This window comes from Rhodococcus shunpengi (assembly GCF_048381395.1).
Lineage (GTDB): Bacteria > Actinomycetota > Actinomycetes > Mycobacteriales > Mycobacteriaceae > Rhodococcus.
Map to the genome: position 1 here is coordinate 126,454 of NZ_JBLWIU010000032.1, position 14,845 is coordinate 141,298.

12 protein-coding genes are annotated in these 14,845 nt (G+C 67.0%); 6 read left to right on the forward strand and 6 right to left on the reverse strand.

Annotated elements, in window-relative coordinates; all coding sequences use genetic code 11:
• Positions 1-205 precede the first annotated feature (205 nt).
• From ACNJ7K_RS19090 to ACNJ7K_RS19105, 4 genes are all read left to right on the forward strand, one after another.
• Positions 206-2,542 carry a carbon starvation CstA family protein gene (locus ACNJ7K_RS19090; RefSeq protein ID WP_487042068.1) on the forward strand — a complete coding sequence of 779 codons (2,337 nt, stop codon included), beginning with the start codon at positions 206-208 and terminating at the stop codon, positions 2,540-2,542.
• Positions 2,539-2,721: a YbdD/YjiX family protein gene (locus ACNJ7K_RS19095; protein WP_174246939.1), complete on the forward strand. Its 183-nt coding sequence runs from the start codon at positions 2,539-2,541 to the stop codon at positions 2,719-2,721. The genes ACNJ7K_RS19090 and ACNJ7K_RS19095 overlap by 4 nt, the downstream gene beginning before the upstream one ends.
• A 327-nt stretch (positions 2,722-3,048) precedes the next feature.
• Complete coding sequence (locus ACNJ7K_RS19100; protein WP_301179088.1) at positions 3,049-3,981, forward strand: DUF5996 family protein; 933 nt, start codon at positions 3,049-3,051, stop codon at positions 3,979-3,981.
• An 84-nt stretch (positions 3,982-4,065) separates the two neighbouring features.
• Positions 4,066-4,839, forward strand: coding sequence for a crotonase/enoyl-CoA hydratase family protein (locus tag ACNJ7K_RS19105; protein WP_088897579.1), 774 nt, complete (start codon positions 4,066-4,068; stop codon positions 4,837-4,839).
• Between the two features lie 31 nt (positions 4,840-4,870).
• Here the strand turns inward: ACNJ7K_RS19105 and ACNJ7K_RS19110 are convergent, their stop codons facing one another.
• Positions 4,871-6,838: a CocE/NonD family hydrolase gene (locus ACNJ7K_RS19110; protein WP_487042069.1), complete on the reverse strand. Its 1,968-nt coding sequence runs from the start codon at positions 6,836-6,838 to the stop codon at positions 4,871-4,873.
• Between the two features lie 290 nt (positions 6,839-7,128).
• Here ACNJ7K_RS19110 and ACNJ7K_RS19115 point away from each other — a divergent pair, with 290 nt between their 5' ends.
• On the forward strand, positions 7,129-8,046 hold the full coding sequence (locus tag ACNJ7K_RS19115) for a TIGR03564 family F420-dependent LLM class oxidoreductase (protein WP_487042070.1): 918 nt from the start codon (positions 7,129-7,131) through the stop codon (positions 8,044-8,046).
• Between the two features lie 91 nt (positions 8,047-8,137).
• On the opposite strand, the gene ipdC is transcribed toward ACNJ7K_RS19115, so the two are convergent.
• From ipdC to echA20, 4 genes are read right to left on the reverse strand one after another with little or no spacing between them, the layout of a single operon-like run.
• Positions 8,138-9,217: a (3aS,4S,5R,7aS)-5-hydroxy-7a-methyl-1-oxo-octahydro-1H-indene-4-carboxyl-CoA dehydrogenase gene (gene ipdC / locus ACNJ7K_RS19120; protein ID WP_487042071.1), complete on the reverse strand. Its 1,080-nt coding sequence runs from the start codon at positions 9,215-9,217 to the stop codon at positions 8,138-8,140.
• Positions 9,214-9,972 carry a cholesterol ring-cleaving hydrolase subunit IpdB gene (gene ipdB, locus ACNJ7K_RS19125; RefSeq protein ID WP_085469434.1) on the reverse strand — a complete coding sequence of 253 codons (759 nt, stop codon included), beginning with the start codon at positions 9,970-9,972 and terminating at the stop codon, positions 9,214-9,216. The genes ipdC and ipdB overlap by 4 nt, the downstream gene beginning before the upstream one ends.
• Positions 9,969-10,847, reverse strand: coding sequence for a CoA transferase subunit A (locus ACNJ7K_RS19130; protein ID WP_179161794.1), 879 nt, complete (start codon positions 10,845-10,847; stop codon positions 9,969-9,971). Before ACNJ7K_RS19130 ends, ipdB begins: the two co-directional genes overlap by 4 nt.
• 30 nt (positions 10,848-10,877) lie before the next feature.
• Positions 10,878-11,639 (reverse strand): (7aS)-7a-methyl-1,5-dioxo-2,3,5,6,7,7a-hexahydro-1H-indene-carboxyl-CoA hydrolase, encoded by a 762-nt coding sequence (gene echA20, locus ACNJ7K_RS19135; protein WP_120281339.1) that lies wholly within the window; start codon positions 11,637-11,639, stop codon positions 10,878-10,880.
• Between the two features lie 124 nt (positions 11,640-11,763).
• Between echA20 and ACNJ7K_RS19140 the strand changes: the two genes are divergently transcribed.
• A complete protein-coding gene (locus tag ACNJ7K_RS19140; protein WP_120281340.1) occupies positions 11,764-12,981 on the forward strand; it encodes an acetyl-CoA C-acetyltransferase in 1,218 nt (405 codons plus the stop codon).
• A gap of 72 nt (positions 12,982-13,053) precedes the next feature.
• Here the strand turns inward: ACNJ7K_RS19140 and casG are convergent, their stop codons facing one another.
• The gene (casG, locus tag ACNJ7K_RS19145) at positions 13,054-14,733 is read right to left on the reverse strand and encodes a steroid-24-oyl-CoA synthetase (protein WP_487042072.1); all 1,680 of its coding nucleotides are present in this window, start codon (positions 14,731-14,733) and stop codon (positions 13,054-13,056) included.
• Positions 14,734-14,845 lie beyond the last annotated feature (112 nt).

Sequence of the window (14,845 nt, forward strand, 5' to 3'; positions counted from 1 at the left end):
GTGCTCCTGTCGGTGGCGCTTTTCACTCCAGTGTGGTCGATCCGATCGGGCGACAGGCGTCCGGGACCGTTCCGCACCAGGCGCCCGAACTGCCGTCGGAGAGAGGGTCCGGTCCGGTAGCGTCACGCACGTCAGCAGCGTGCACGTTGTCGAGGTCCGTCGCCGACACTCCGCGGATTCGCGACGGTCCTGGTGAGGAGCAGCCATGCCCCCGGAACCGGTGTCGGACACCGCGTCGCAGTCCCTCCCGGAGGAACGTCCGGACGTCGAATATCTTCGGACCGATCCCGATCTGCCACCCGTCGGTGTCGTCGACCGCACTCCCATCTCGCCGACCGCACGCATCGTCTTCCTCGTCCTCGCAGTTCTGGGCGCGTTCGCGTGGTCGATGATCGCGTTGGTGCGCGGCGAGGAGATCAACGCCGTCTGGTTCGTCATCGCCGCCGTCTGCACCTATCTCGTCGCCTATCGCTTCTACGCGAAGTTCATCGAACGCAAGATCGTGCAGCCGCGCGACGACCGTGCGACACCTGCGGAGGAACTCGAGAACGGCAAGGACTACATGCCGACGGACCGTCGGGTGTTGTTCGGCCACCACTTCGCCGCCATCGCCGGCGCGGGCCCACTCGTCGGCCCGGTGCTCGCTGCGCAGATGGGTTATCTGCCCGGCACGATCTGGATCATCGTCGGTGTCGTCTTCGCCGGTGCGGTCCAGGACTTCCTCGTCCTGTGGATCTCGTCGCGCCGCCGCGGTCGCAGCCTCGGCCAGATGGCCCGCGAGGAACTCGGACCGATCGGTGGCGTCGCGGCACTCATCGCGGTCTTCGTCATCATGATCATCCTGATCGCGGTGCTGGCATTGGTGGTCGTGAACGCGCTCGCCGACAGTCCGTGGGGCCTGTTCTCCATCGCCATGACGATCCCCATCGCGCTGTTCATGGGCGTCTATCTGCGCTACCTGCGACCCGGCAAGGTCGCGGAGGTGTCACTGATCGGCGTCGTCCTGCTGCTCGTCGCGATCATCGCGGGTGGCTGGGTCGCCGAGACCGACTGGGGCGCCGATTGGTTCACCCTCTCCCCGGTGACGATCTCGTGGCTGATGATCGCCTACGGATTCGCCGCGTCGGTACTGCCGGTGTGGTTGCTGCTCGCCCCGCGCGACTATCTGTCGACCTTCATGAAGGTCGGCACCATCGTGCTGCTGGCCATCGGCATCCTCGTCGCGCGTCCGGCCCTGGAGATGCCCGACGTCACGTCGTTCGCCATCGACGGTGACGGCCCGGCCTTCGCCGGGTCGCTGTTCCCGTTCCTGTTCATCACCATCGCATGTGGCGCACTGTCGGGATTCCACGCGCTCATCTCCTCGGGCACCACCCCGAAACTGCTCGAGAAGGAGAAGCAGACCCGGCTGATCGGCTACGGCGGCATGCTCACCGAGTCGTTCGTCGCGATCATGGCCCTGGTCACCGCGTGCATCATCGACCAGCACCTGTACTTCACGCTCAACGCACCGGCCGCCCTCACCGGTGGCACCCCGGAGACCGCCGCCGCCTACGTCAACGGACTCGGCCTGGGATCGCCGGACATCACTCCCGAGCAGATCTCCGCCGCCGCGGAGGGTGTGGGGGAGGAGTCGATCATCTCCCGTACCGGTGGTGCCCCGACGCTCGCGTTCGGCATGTCGCAGGTGCTCAGCGATCTGTTCGGCGGCGACAGCCTCAAATCGTTCTGGTACCACTTCGCGATCATGTTCGAGGCGCTGTTCATCCTCACGACCGTCGACGCAGGAACGCGTGTCGCGCGGTTCATGCTCTCGGATTCGCTCGGCAACTTCGGTGGCCCGGCCCGTCGCTTCAAGGATCCGTCCTGGCGTCCCGGTGCGTGGCTGTGCTCCGCAGTGGTCGTCGGCCTGTGGGGTGCGATCCTGCTGATGGGCGTCACCGACCCGCTCGGTGGCATCAACACTCTGTTCCCGCTGTTCGGCATCGCCAACCAGTTGCTCGCCGCGATCGCCCTGACGGTCGTGCTCACCATCGTCGTGAAGAAGGGACTGGTGAAGTGGGCCTGGATCCCCGGTGTGCCGTTGGTGTGGGACCTGATCGTGACGATGACGGCGTCGTGGCAGAAGATCTTCTCCGGCGACCGCGCGGTGGGGTACTGGGCCCAGCACCGCGCTTTCGTCGACGCGAAGAACTCCGGCGCAACCACATTCGGTTCGGCGAGGACGGCCGACGAGATCGACGCCGTCATCCGCAACACGTTCATCCAGGGCACCCTGTCGATCGTGTTCGCGAGCCTCGTGCTGATCGTCGTCGCGGCCGGGGTGGTGGTGTGCATCAGATCGATCCGCGCCGGAGGTATGCCCACCACCGAGACACCCGACGTCCCGTCGAAGATCTTCGCGCCCGCCGGTTTCGTGCCCACACCGGCCGAACGGGAACTGCAGAAGGAGTGGGACGAGTTGATCGCCTCGGGCAAGGTCCGGGCCCCGGGAGCTGCGCACACCCATGCCTCGCATCACAAGGACGGAGACGGGTCGTGATCGCCGTACTGCGTCGTGCCTGGTGGTGGATCGGTGCCGTCATGGGCGACCACGACTACGCGCGGTACGTCGATCTGCACCGCCGCCAGCATCCGGATCGACCACCGCTGAGCGAACGCGACTACTGGCGTGAGCGGCACGCCGCAGCGGATGCGAACCCGGGAAGCCGATGCTGTTGAGCGGGGGAGGACGGACATGACGAAGTACGAATCGATCCGCGTCGAGACGCGCGATCGGGTAACGACCGTCATCATGGCCCGCCCCGAGCATCGGAACGTCGCGAGTGTGACATCACCGAATTTCCACAGACCTGTATCCGCAACGATCGTCGATCTGCCTACGAGCAGTTCGGTCGTTCCGAACCCGAGGCGATCGCATTCGAATTCATGGTCGGCACGGATTCCCTCGGCAGCGACGCGGCCGGTGGTGCCGCACGGTTCGCGTCCAGGGGAAGGTGGACACGGTTCGTTCTCCTGACCCGATTCCTCGACACTGTGGGAGGCGTTGTGCACGAATCAGTACCTGTTTCCGGTGATGCGTGGCCGAGTCTGCGGACGGTGGAATGGGCCGACACACGCGACACCCTCCACATGTGGTTGCAGATCGTCGGCAAGATCCGCATGGCGCATGCGCCGACGGTCAACCACTGGTGGCAGACGACGCTGTACGTCACACCACGAGGTCTGGGCACCTCGTCGATTCCGTATGGGCGCACCGTCTTCGACATGGAATTCGACCTCTTCGAACACCGTCTGCACATCCGTGCGGGCGACGGTCGCAGTCGTTCGGTGCCTCTCGTCGCACAGCCGGTGGCGGAGTTCTACACCCGCACCCTCGAAGCGCTGGACGAACTGGGCATCGCGACCCGCATCCATGGCACACCCAACGAGGTGGATCCGGCGATCCCGTTCGCTCGGGACCGTGAGCACGACAGCTACGACGGCGAGGCCGCTCACCTCTTCTGGCGGCAGCTCGTGCAGGCTCATCGCGTCCTGCAGGTGTTCCGGGCGGAGTTCCTCGGCAAGGTCAGTCCGGTGCACTTCTTCTGGGGAGCGATGGACCTCGCGTGCACCCGGTTCTCCGGACGTACCGCCCCGCCGCACCCCGGCGGGATCCCGAACTGCCCCGACCGGGTGATGACGGAGGCCTACTCGCACGAGCTCAGCAGCTGCGGGTTCTGGCCGGGTGGTGGGGACGAAGGAGCGTTCTATTCCTACGTCTATCCGGGGCTCGACGGTTTCGACGATTCCCCGGTGCGGCCGGACGCCGCCCACTATTCCGCCGAGCTGGGGGAGTTCGTGTTGCCCTACGAGGCGGTGCGGACCGCGGCCGATCCCGATGCGGAACTGATGGACTTCCTGCACAGCACCTACGAGGCCGCTGCCCGCCTCGGTGCGTGGGATCGGGACGCTCTCGAGCGTCGGCCCGGCGACCGGTGACAGGTACCGTCACGAAACTTGTTGCAGCAGAGTTCGATTCGAGACCTTTTGAACTCCGGGATTGCTGAACGGGAGAGGGCAGGGATGACGCAGTACGAGTCGATCCGCGTCGAGACACGCGACCGGGTGACGACCGTGATCATGGCCCGTCCCGAGCGCCGGAACGCGGTCGACGGTCCGATGGCCGCCGAACTCGCCGACGCGTTCCGGACCTTCGACACCGACCCCGACGCCGATGTCGCAGTCCTCTTCGGAGAGGGCGGGAACTTCTGTGCGGGTGCGAATCTCGAGGCCATCGGCACCGAGGAGCAGAATGTCCTCGATGAGGGCGGCGACGGACCGATGGGACCGACACGCATGGCGCTGTCGAAACCGGTGATCGCGGCGGTGGAGGGCTACGCGGTGGCCGGCGGACTCGAACTGGCGATCTGGTGCGATCTGCGGGTGGCGTCCGCCGATGCGGTGTTCGGTGTCTTCTGCCGACGATGGGGCGTGCCGTTGATCGACGGCGGGACCGTTCGGCTGCCCCGCCTCATCGGCGAGAGCCGGGCCATGGACATGATCCTGACCGGCCGCCCGGTCGATGCCGCGGAAGCACTCGACTTCGGTCTGGCCAACCGCGTGGTCGAACCGGGAACCGCGCGCGAGGCCGCCGAAGACATGGCGCGGGAGATCGCCGGCTTCCCTCAGACGTGTATGCGCAACGATCGCCGGTCGGTCCGCGCCCAGTCCGGCCGTTCCGAATCGGAGGCGATCGCATTCGAGTTCACGGTCGGCATGGAGTCCCTCGAGAGCGATGCGGCCGGTGGGGCCGCCCGCTTCGCGTCCGGAGAGGGTCGGCACGGGTCGTTCTCCTGATCCCGATTTCCCGAGCGGAACGTCCCGCCGGCTACTTCGCTACCGGAAGCGTTACGAAACTCGGTGCGGCAGGGTTCAGTTCGAGGTGCTGTGGCCGCAGTCCGCTCTCGACCAGCATCGGGCCGAGCGGCAACGAGCGCGGGACGCTCGCGGCGTAGACGTCCACCCGGATGCGGTGGCCCGGTTGCAGCACCGCCTCGGTCGGCAGCGTGCTGATGTCGAGGGCCGTCGGTTGCCCCGGGACGATCGGCTGCCGGGACTCGAGGGTCAGCACCGGATGTGCCTGTGCGTAGTCGCCGTCGGCGGTGAACGTGCTCTTCGAATCCTCGATCGCCCGCAGCGACGAGACGAGGGAACCGGTGGTGAGCACGGTGGACCGTCCGTCCGGAGCCACGTCGTTCACGGAAACCGACCAGAATCCGTCGGTGGCGTCGAGGACGGTCTCGAGGTGCACGTTGACCGGTCCCGAGAGCACGGTCGGTTCGGTGACCGGCCCGCTGGTGAAGGTGAGGCCCTCGGCCTCGTTGAACCGGGCGTCCTTCGTGCATCCCGCGCCCAACAGCACCGCGATGCCGGCGGTGCCCTGTGCGGCCTCACGGGAACAGAAGCCGCGCAGTCCCGGGGCGACGGTGAGTCGTTGCGCGGTTTCGGGCGCCGACGTCGCGAGTGTGCCGTCGTGGAGAGCGTGCCCGGCCGTGCCGCTCGGAGCCGCCGACAGGAAGAGCTTCTCGTGGTCGACGGGGCTGCGTGGGAACTCGTCGTTCGTGACCCAACCGCCGCCCTGCTGCAGCAGGGTGACCGGGCCGTACTCGTCGATGCCGTTGTCGATGTCCTTGAGCCAGCGGTCGAACCAGGCGTGCTGGAGCGCCGTGATGTTCGGCGGATGTCCCGGGGTGCCGAATCCGGTACCGAGGATCGCGTGGTAGCCGTCGCCCATCACCAGTTGCTTGCGGCCGGGTTCGACGGGAATCCGGTTGTAGATGTCGGGCTCGCTGTTGGCGAAGATGTCGTGCCAGTTCCCGAACACGAAGGTGGGCACCTCGATCGACTCGAGTCGGGCCTGCCGTTCCTGGTAGAACGGGCCGTCCTGAGCGACCGCGAGGGCATCGGGGGAGACACCGTCGATGCTCGGCGCGGTGAGGACCTCGAAGAGTTCGGGGATCTTCGTGGCGGGGTCGGCGAGCCTGTCGCGCAACCACTGCGCGTCGAACCGGCCCTGGAGGAGGGCTTGCATATCGGGAACCCACTTGAGCCCGTTGACGAGCCCGAGCCAGGCGGGCATGAAGCCCACGCCCACGGCGCCGCCGGTGCCCACGATGTCGCGCAGCAGGTCGTTGCCGGGTTCGACGGCGAAGACCGCGTCGAGTGCCTCAGGTCGTAGGCCGGCGGCCTGGATCTGGTTGATCGCCGAATAGGACACGCCGGTCGTTCCGACGCGTCCGTTCGACCACGGTTGCTTCGCCGCCCAGTCGATGACCTCGACGGTGTCCTGCTGCTCGCGCGGACCGAGGACGTCCCACTGTCCGTGGGAGAAACCGGTGCCCCGCACGTCGACGATCACCTGCGTGTACCCGTTCTGCACGAGATCGCGGTTGAGTCCGAAGGCGCGGCCGAGTTGGGATGCCGGGGCGGCGAGTTCGGTGATGCCGTCGAAGGGGGCACCGAAGTTCAGGACGGATCCGAGTTCGTCCACGAGTGGGGCGAACTGCGGGTCCTCCATCGCCACCGACGCCAGCGTCGACAACAGTTTCGTGTACGGCGTGAGACCGAGGACGACCGGTGTGGGTTCGTCGATCGGCGTGCCGTCGGCGTGTGCGGGACGGAAGACGTTGGCGCGGAGCACCGTCCCGTCGCTCAATGTGATGGGTACGTCCCACTCGACGGCGGTGTCGGGATAGGCGTCGGGGGCATCGACGAGGCTCTGCCAGGATGCGCCGGAGGCGCCACCGGTGGGATCGGCGGTCGCCGGTGCTGTGGATGTGATGGTGCAAGCGGTCATTGCCGCCACGACGAATGCGACCGTGCGTGATCTCACCGGGCCCCCATGCCTGCGGTAAACAGTTCCGCGCACGGTAACGCGAGCTCGGCGGATCCGTCAACGACCGTAGTCAGTCGGATCGGAACCGATGTTGTTGTCGTTGATCCCGGGAAGGATCGACAACAACGTCGGTTCCGATCGTGGGAACTATCCGGACTCGGCCATCCACAGTTTCCGCCGGGAATCCATACTCTCTTTGTTTGAGAGTACTGTTCTCACCATCGAATGGGGACGCGATCACGGAGGTGTCGATGCGAATCGGGCTCACGGGCGGAGCGTCGTCCACGGACAGGATCGTGAAGCAGGCACAGCAGGCGGAGGCCGAGGGATTCACGTCCCTGTGGTTCGCGAGCACCGTCGCGGGCGACCCGCTGGCAGCTCTCGCGGTGGCCGGTCGGGAGACAGGATCGATCGAGCTCGGCACCGCCGTGCTCCAGACCTACCCGTGCCACCCGCTGCTGCAGGCGAACCGCGCCGCGGGCGTCGCCGAGGCCATGGGCCGGCCGGGATTCACGCTCGGATTGGGACCGTCGCACGAGAGCCTGGTCCGGGACGTCTACGGATTGTCGTACGACACCCCGGGGCAGAACACCGAGGAGTACATCCGGATCGTCACCGCCCTGCTGCGTGGTGAGAAGGTGGACTTCCGGGGAGAGGCCTGGTCGACCCGCAGTGCGGGGCGGATGGTCGACGTCGCGCACGAGGTGCCCGTCCTGCTGTCCGCCATGTCGCCGCGGATGCTGCGGGTCGCGGGGGAGTGGGCCGACGGCACGGTCCTGTGGATGGCGGCGCCGAAGGTGATCGAATCGCGGATCGCCCCCTCGATCCACACGGCCGCCGCGCGGGCGGGCCGGCCGGAGCCGCGCATCGTGGCGGGACTGCCCGTCGCGGTCCACGACGACGCGGACGCGGCGCGGGATGCGGTCGCCGCGACCGCCACGTCCTACGCGGGAATGCCCAGCTACCGGCGGGTCCTGGAGGAGGCGGGCGCGAGTACCCCGGCGGACATCGCCATAGTCGGCGACGAGGAGTCGGTGCGCCGGCAGCTGCAGGGACTGCTCGATGCGGGTGTCACCGACGTCTGGGCGGCAATCCTCCCTGTCGGCGACGATCCGCGTGCGTCGCTCCGTCGCACCAGAGCTCTTCTGAGCGCGCTCACCACCGAATAGCGGTCGTCGGAACGGACCGAGACCGGTGTTGTTGTCGATTTCTCGCGGAAACTCGACAACAACACCGGTCTCGATCTGCTCGGAATCGGAATCAGGCGGCGGGACGCCCCTGATCGCGCAGAGCCGAGAGGGCGTCGATGCGCTCGACGGCCTCGGCGACGATGCGGTCGATCAGCTCCTGGCAGCTCGGCAGATCGTCGAGCATGCCGACGACCTGGCCCGAGGCGAGCACACCGGCTTCGGTGTTGCCCTCCACGAGACCGGCTTTGAGGAGCATGGGGGTGTTGGCGGCCATGATGATCTGCTGCCAGGTGCGGTCGCTCGCCTTCTTCATGGCGAGGCCGTCCTTGACGAGCGTCGACCACTTCATGCCCGTCATCGCCTTGAACTTCGTCGCGTTCCGGGCGGCCGCGAGCAGTCCCTTCGCGTAGGTGGACTTCTCGAGGCTGTTCACCAGGTCGGTGTTGAGCACCCGGTGCGGCATGCCGTCGACCTTGAGCGAGACGGTGGTGTCCTGCAGACCACGTGCGAGGTACTGCTGCTTCACCGAATCGGGAACGGCACTGTCGCTCGTGAGCAGGAACCGCGTACCCATCGCGACACCGGCAGCACCGTAGGACAGCGCGGCCGCGAGCCCGCGACCGTCGAAGAAGCCACCGGCCGCGATGACCGGGATGTCGACGGCGTCGAGCACGCTCGGGAGCAGCAGCGTCGTCGCGACCGGCCCGGTATGGCCGCCGCCTTCACCGCCCTGGACGATCACCGCGTCGGCACCCCACGAGGCGACCTTCACGGCATGCTTGGCGGCACCGATCGACGGGATCACGACGATGCCGTGATCCTTGAGCTTGGCGATCAGCTCCTTCTTCGGTGCGAGCGCGAACGAGGCGACTTTCACCTTCTCGCGGATCAGCAGGTCGATGCGCTCTCCGGCGTCCGAAGCGTCGGCGCGCATGTTCACACCGAACGGCTTGTCGGTCAGCGACTTGGTCTTCGCCACCGCCGCTTCGAGCTCGGGATAGGTCATCGTCGCCGATGCGAGGATGCCGAGGCCACCGGCGTTCGACGTCGCGGCGGTCAGCCGCGGACCGGACACCCAGCCCATGCCCGTCTGGACGATGGGGTGCTCGATGCCCACGAGCTCCGTCAGTGCCGTGCGCAGGGTGCTCACAGCGCGACCTCGCGGTCGCGGAGTCCCTTGGGGTCGATCACCTCTCGGATCAGACGCAGTTCCTCGGCGGTGGGTTCGCGGGTCACTCCGGCCTCGTCGAGACCGGCGACCTCGAAGGAGGTGTTCTCGGCGACGGTCGCGGCCTCGACACCCGGGTGCAGCGAGAGCGCCCGGAAGCTGTGGCCGGGGCCGCCGAAGTCGAAGACACCGAGATTGGTGACGACCCGCGCGATGTGCAGGAAGCGGTACGCCGGGTTCTCGGGATCGACCTTGTCGTATCCGACACCCGAGACGATGTCGACCGTGTCGACGAAGACGCGCGAGGAATGCTTGCCGACCCAGTAGCTGGTCGCGTGGTTGATCGTGTTGCCGGGAGCGCCACGCACACCGAACATCTGACGCGTCGGCTGCTGGAGCGGACCGAAGGCCGACAGGTTCTGGTTGCCGTACCGGTCGATCTGGTTGGCGCCCATCACGACGTGACGGCGACCCGACGCGACGACGTCGAACACCTTGCGGAACGGCATCCAGCCTTCGATCGGTGCCTTCGCGCCGAGGGCCGGGACGTCGGCGAGGATGAGTGCTTCACCGTCGGTGATCAGCAGGTCGGGCTCGGTGGTGAGCTTGGCCAGGCGTGCGCCGATCTGCGGCAGTGTCGCCATCGGGCTCGCCATGATCTCGCCGGCACCCGCGAAGATGTCGGCGCATGCGATCGCGCAGTACTCGGCGCGGGTCACGGTCTCGGTGGTGGTCATGCCTGCTCCTGTGCGAACTTCTGGACTGCGGCCTGGTACTCGTCCTCGCTGCCCGAGAGGAAACGGTCGACGAATGCCTGCCATGTCTCGGGGTCCTTGGCGGACTCGGCGTAGTGGCGCTGGAACTTCTCGTCGCGGCCGTAGCTGTCGCCCGCGAGGGTGAAGTGCGCCCCGTTCGGTGCTTCGACGATCCCGTCGACCATCATGCGGTTGAGCAGGAGCTGCTGGAGCGGAACTTCTTTCACGAGCTGCTCGGTCTCGACGATTTTCTCGACCGAGACGTAGCGCCGTTCGGCGGCCATGCAGTAGAGGTCGTCGAAGTACGGGTCGACACCCTGGTAGCCGGCGTTGCCGTGCTTGTCGCCGATGTTGAGGTGAACGAACGCCGCGTCGAGGTTCAGCGCCGGCATGGCGATGAGGGTCTCGGTGCCGTCCGGGCCGGGATACGGCGAGGTGACGGTCTTCAGTTCGCCTTCCCAGAAGTCGACGACGGCCGAGCCCAGGCCTGCGCGGATGGGCAGGAACGGCAGGCGTGCCGCGGCGGCCTCCAGGCCGCACTTGATCATGCCCTCGTCCATCTCGCGGGCGACGATCTCGCCGCCCGTACGCACCTTGGCGAACCACGGATCGTAGAACGGTGCCGAGTCGAGCGAGACGAATCCGTAGTAGGCCTTCTTCACCTTGCCCGCCGAGCACAGCAGACCCAGATCGGGGCCGCCGTAGGTGACGACGGTCAGATCCTTCACGTCCGAGCGGAGGATCGCCCGCACGAGGGCCATGGGCTTGCGGCGCGACCCCCAGCCACCGAGGCCGATGGTCATTCCGCTGCGCAGCTCGCCGACCACGTCGTCGAGCGACATTCTCTTGTCACGCATGGTGTTCCGAACTCCTGGTGGTGTGAGGCGTCAGCTGTTGCTGCGCGGCTTTCCTGTTGCGACGAACTCGTCGCGGTGCTCGTCGGCGATGCCGGCGAGATTCAGCTCGAAGGTGAAACCCTGCTCGAGGCGGTAGCTCGTCTTCACGTCGACGGGGTCGATGCGGTTGATGGCTTCCTTCGCGCGGCGGATGACGCGGGTGTCCTTCGCGGCGATCGTCTCGGCGACCTCGCGTGCGGTGGCGTCCAGTTCGCTGCGCGGCACGACCTTGTACACCGAACCGAAGTGCTCGAGCTGCTGCGCGGTGACGTTCTGCGCCGTGTAGTAGAGGGTGCGCATCATGTGCTGAGGGACGAGGCGCGCGAGATGCGTTGCGGCGCCGAGCGCACCGCGGTCGACCTCGGGCAGACCGAAGACGGCGTCGTCGGAGGCGACGATGACGTCCGCGTTGCCGACGAGGCCGATGCCGCCTCCGACGCAGAAGCCGTTGACGGCGACGATCACCGGTACCTCGCAGTCGTAGACGGCGGCGAATGCGGCGGCGCACCCGTGGTTGGCGGCGATCAGGGCGTCGAACCCTTCGGTGGCCTGCATTTCCTTGATGTCCACACCCGCGTTGAAGCCTCTGCCCTCGGCGCGCAGGATCACCGCGTGGGTGTCGAGACTGCGCCCGGCCGTGGTCACGGCCTCGGCCAGGTCGAACCAGGCCTGTGAGGGAAGAGCGTTCACGGGCGGGAAGTCGACGGTGACCGTGGTGATACCGGCGCTGTCGGAGGTCGAGGTGATGCCCATGGCATGTTCCTAACGTCTGTACCGAACCAAGCGATTGCTTGGTAAGTTAGCACAGGATAGCCGCCGGACCCAGAGGGTCGAAGGGTCGTAGGGTCGAAGTACGACCGAACATCGAGGAGAGAAGATGCCCGAAGCAGTAATCGTGTCCGCAGTACGGTCGCCGATCGGCCGAGCGCGTAAGGGCTCGCTCGCGTCGATCCGTCCGGACGACCTCGCGACGCAGATGGTCGCCGCAGCGCTCGCGAAGGTTCCCGAGCTCGATCCCGCCGAGATCGACGACCTCATGCTCGGTTGCGGCCAGCCCGCAGGCCAGTCCGGCTTCAACATCGCGCGTGTCGTGGCGGTCCAGCTCGGCTACGACTTCCTGCCGGGTGTCACCGTCAACCGCTACTGCTCGTCGTCGCTGCAGACCACCCGCATGGCGCTGCACGCCATCAAGGCCGGCGAGGGCGACGTGTTCGTCTCGGCCGGCGTCGAGTCGGTGTCGAGCTTCGTCACCGGCAACGCCGACGGACTGCCGAATACGAAGAACCCGCTGTTCGACGACGCGCAGGCGCGCAGTGCGAAGCTCGCCGAGGGTGGCGTGGCGTGGACCGACCCGCGCAACGAAGGCCTGCTTCCGGACGTCTACCTCGGCATGGGGCAGACCGCCGAGAACGTCGCCTCGCACACCGGCATCTCCCGCGAGGACCAGGACCGCTGGGGCGTGCGTTCGCACAACCGGGCCGAGGAAGCCATCAAGAGCGGCTTCTTCGAGCGCGAGATCACCCCGGTGACCCTCGCCGACGGCACCGTCGTGTCCACCGACGACGGTCCGCGTCCGGGCACCACCTACGAGGCGGTCAGCCAGCTGAAGCCGGTCTTCCGCCCCGACGGCACCGTGACCGCCGGCAACGCCTGCCCGCTCAACGACGGTGCGGCCGCCCTGGTGATCATGTCCGACACCAAGGCCAAAGAACTCGGGCTGACCCCGCTCGCACGTGTCGTCTCCACCGGTGTCTCGGGCCTGTCCCCGGAGATCATGGGCCTCGGACCGATCGACGCGACCCGCAAGGCTCTGGCCAACGCGAACATGGGAATCGACGACATCGACCTGTTCGAGATCAACGAGGCCTTCGCCGTCCAGGTCCTCGGTTCCGCTCGTGAACTCGGCATCGACGAGGACAAGCTCAACGTCAACGGCGGCGCGATCGCGCTCGGTCACCCCTTCGGAATGACCGGTGCCCGCATCACCACGACACTCATCAACAACCTGCGCACCCACGACAAGCAGTTCGGTGTCGAGACGATGTGCGTCGGTGGAGGCCAGGGCATGGCGATGGTGCTCGAGCGGTTGAGCTGAGCCGACCCCGTTCGGGTGGGCCGGGCTCCGGCCCGGTCCACCCGATGGCGCTCGTGAGGCGCAGGCGTGCGATTACCAGGGTCCGGACGTGTCGCGCCATCCCTTGCGGATGATCTTCCCAGTAGCGTTGCGCGGCAACAGGGAGGACGTCAGCGTCCACTGCGTCGGCACCTTGAAGTACGCGAGATGCTCGGAAGCGAAAGTCGTCAATTCCTCGACGGTGACCGTGGAGCCCTCGACGAGCACGACCACCGCCGCCACCTCCTGACCCCATTCCGGGTGGGGAGCGCCGGTCACCATGCATTCGCGGACCGCCGGGTGCAGGGAGAGGACGCGTTCGACCTCCGACGGGTAGACATTTTCGCCGTTCTGGTGGATGAGGTCGGCGCGCCGGCCCACCAGACGCAGCCGGCCGTTCTCCACAACTCCGAAATCGCCTGTGCGCAACCATCGGTCGGGCGTGATCGCCTCGGCTGTCGCGGCTTCGTCGTCCCAGTAGCCGAGCATGACGAAGGGGCTGCGCACACACACCTCACCCACGCGGCCGTCGGGCAGCCATGCGCCGGTCTGATCCCGGATCTCGAGGCTCACCGTGATGATCGGCGCGCCCACCGTGCCGGGGAACTCCTCGAGTTCGGCGGCAGAGGCCACCGCGATCGACGTGCTGCACTCGGTGATGGTGTAGCTGTCGACCATGGCGTGCTTGCCGAACGGGAGCCGCTCGCGCAGACGCTGCTTGAACTCGGGTGTCGACGGTTCCGAGGACAGGGTGAAGCGTGTCAACGAGGTCAGGTCGTATCTGTCGAGGTCTTCGTCCTCGAGCATCCGCGCCGCCATCGACGGCACGGCCATCCAATGGGTGACCTGCTCCGCTTCGATGAGTTCGAGTACGGGATGTACCCCGTACCATCCCTGATTCATCACCACGGTGCTGCCGGTGGCCAGGCGCGGCACGATCGTGTTGTGCAGGCTCGTGATGTGGAACAGCGAGGATGTCAGCAGATATCTGGAGTCCGACGGCACCGACCGGTCGTATGCAGCCCCGGTCCAGATCGTCGCGATCGCGTCGAGGTACCGGTGGTAGTCGACCACCGCCAGCAGATTCCGTTGCGAGTGCAGCGCACCTTTGGGGTCGCCGCTCGTGCCCGAGGTGTACAGGAGAACGGCGGGATCGTCCTCGGCGACCCGCGGCGGCGGCGGTTGCGCGCGGTCGAACTCCGCGACCAGCCGCGGTAGATCCTCCTCGATCGACAACACCACGGTCTGCGCACGATCGATGCCGGCGACGGCCGCGGTACGCGGACCGTCGACGAACACCACCCGCGGTCGCGAATGGCGGATACCGAACTCCAGTTCCGGCTGGACCCACCAGGCGTTCAATCCCACCGAGATCGCGCCGAGGGCCTGTGTCGCCCAGAACGCGGTGACCCATTCGGGTCTGTTCGCCGACAGGATTGCCACGCGGTCGCCCGAGCGCACCCCGTACCGCTCGTGCAGGGCTGCGGCGAGGGCGTAGGACATGCGTGCGTTCTGGGCGAAGGTGATCCGGCGATCGGCGGTGACCAGGTACTCGCGGTCGCCCCAGACGAGGGACTGCGAGAGCAGATCCGCCACGGCGACGTCACGTTTACGCATGACGGGCATCGCGGTGCCCAGGACTTCCTGCACGACGATCTCGAACTCGCCGCCGGGGCCGGTGAGGCGCGATACCAGCTGATCGAGGAAATGGGAGGGATCGGACGGGATGGTCATCGCCTGTATCCCACCGGTGTCCCTGCACGCTTCACGAACGTCCCCTCCTCCATCGAGTGCGTACCGCCAGAATCTCACGACGGGTCACCCCGACCTCGAATGTACCGGTGAG

Coding starts and splice junctions, on each gene's coding strand:
- ACNJ7K_RS19130 (WP_179161794.1), bottom strand. CDS start 10,847: ATGCGTGACAAGAGAATGTCGCTCGACGACGTGGTCGGCGAGCTGCGC.
- casG (WP_487042072.1), bottom strand. CDS start 14,733: ATGACCATCCCGTCCGATCCCTCCCATTTCCTCGATCAGCTGGTATCG.
- ipdB (WP_085469434.1), bottom strand. CDS start 9,972: ATGACCACCACCGAGACCGTGACCCGCGCCGAGTACTGCGCGATCGCA.
- ACNJ7K_RS19140 (WP_120281340.1), top strand. CDS start 11,764: ATGCCCGAAGCAGTAATCGTGTCCGCAGTACGGTCGCCGATCGGCCGA.
- ACNJ7K_RS19110 (WP_487042069.1), bottom strand. CDS start 6,838: ATGACCGCTTGCACCATCACATCCACAGCACCGGCGACCGCCGATCCC.
- echA20 (WP_120281339.1), bottom strand. CDS start 11,639: ATGGGCATCACCTCGACCTCCGACAGCGCCGGTATCACCACGGTCACC.
- ACNJ7K_RS19090 (WP_487042068.1), top strand. CDS start 206: ATGCCCCCGGAACCGGTGTCGGACACCGCGTCGCAGTCCCTCCCGGAG.
- ACNJ7K_RS19105 (WP_088897579.1), top strand. CDS start 4,066: ATGACGCAGTACGAGTCGATCCGCGTCGAGACACGCGACCGGGTGACG.
- ACNJ7K_RS19115 (WP_487042070.1), top strand. CDS start 7,129: ATGCGAATCGGGCTCACGGGCGGAGCGTCGTCCACGGACAGGATCGTG.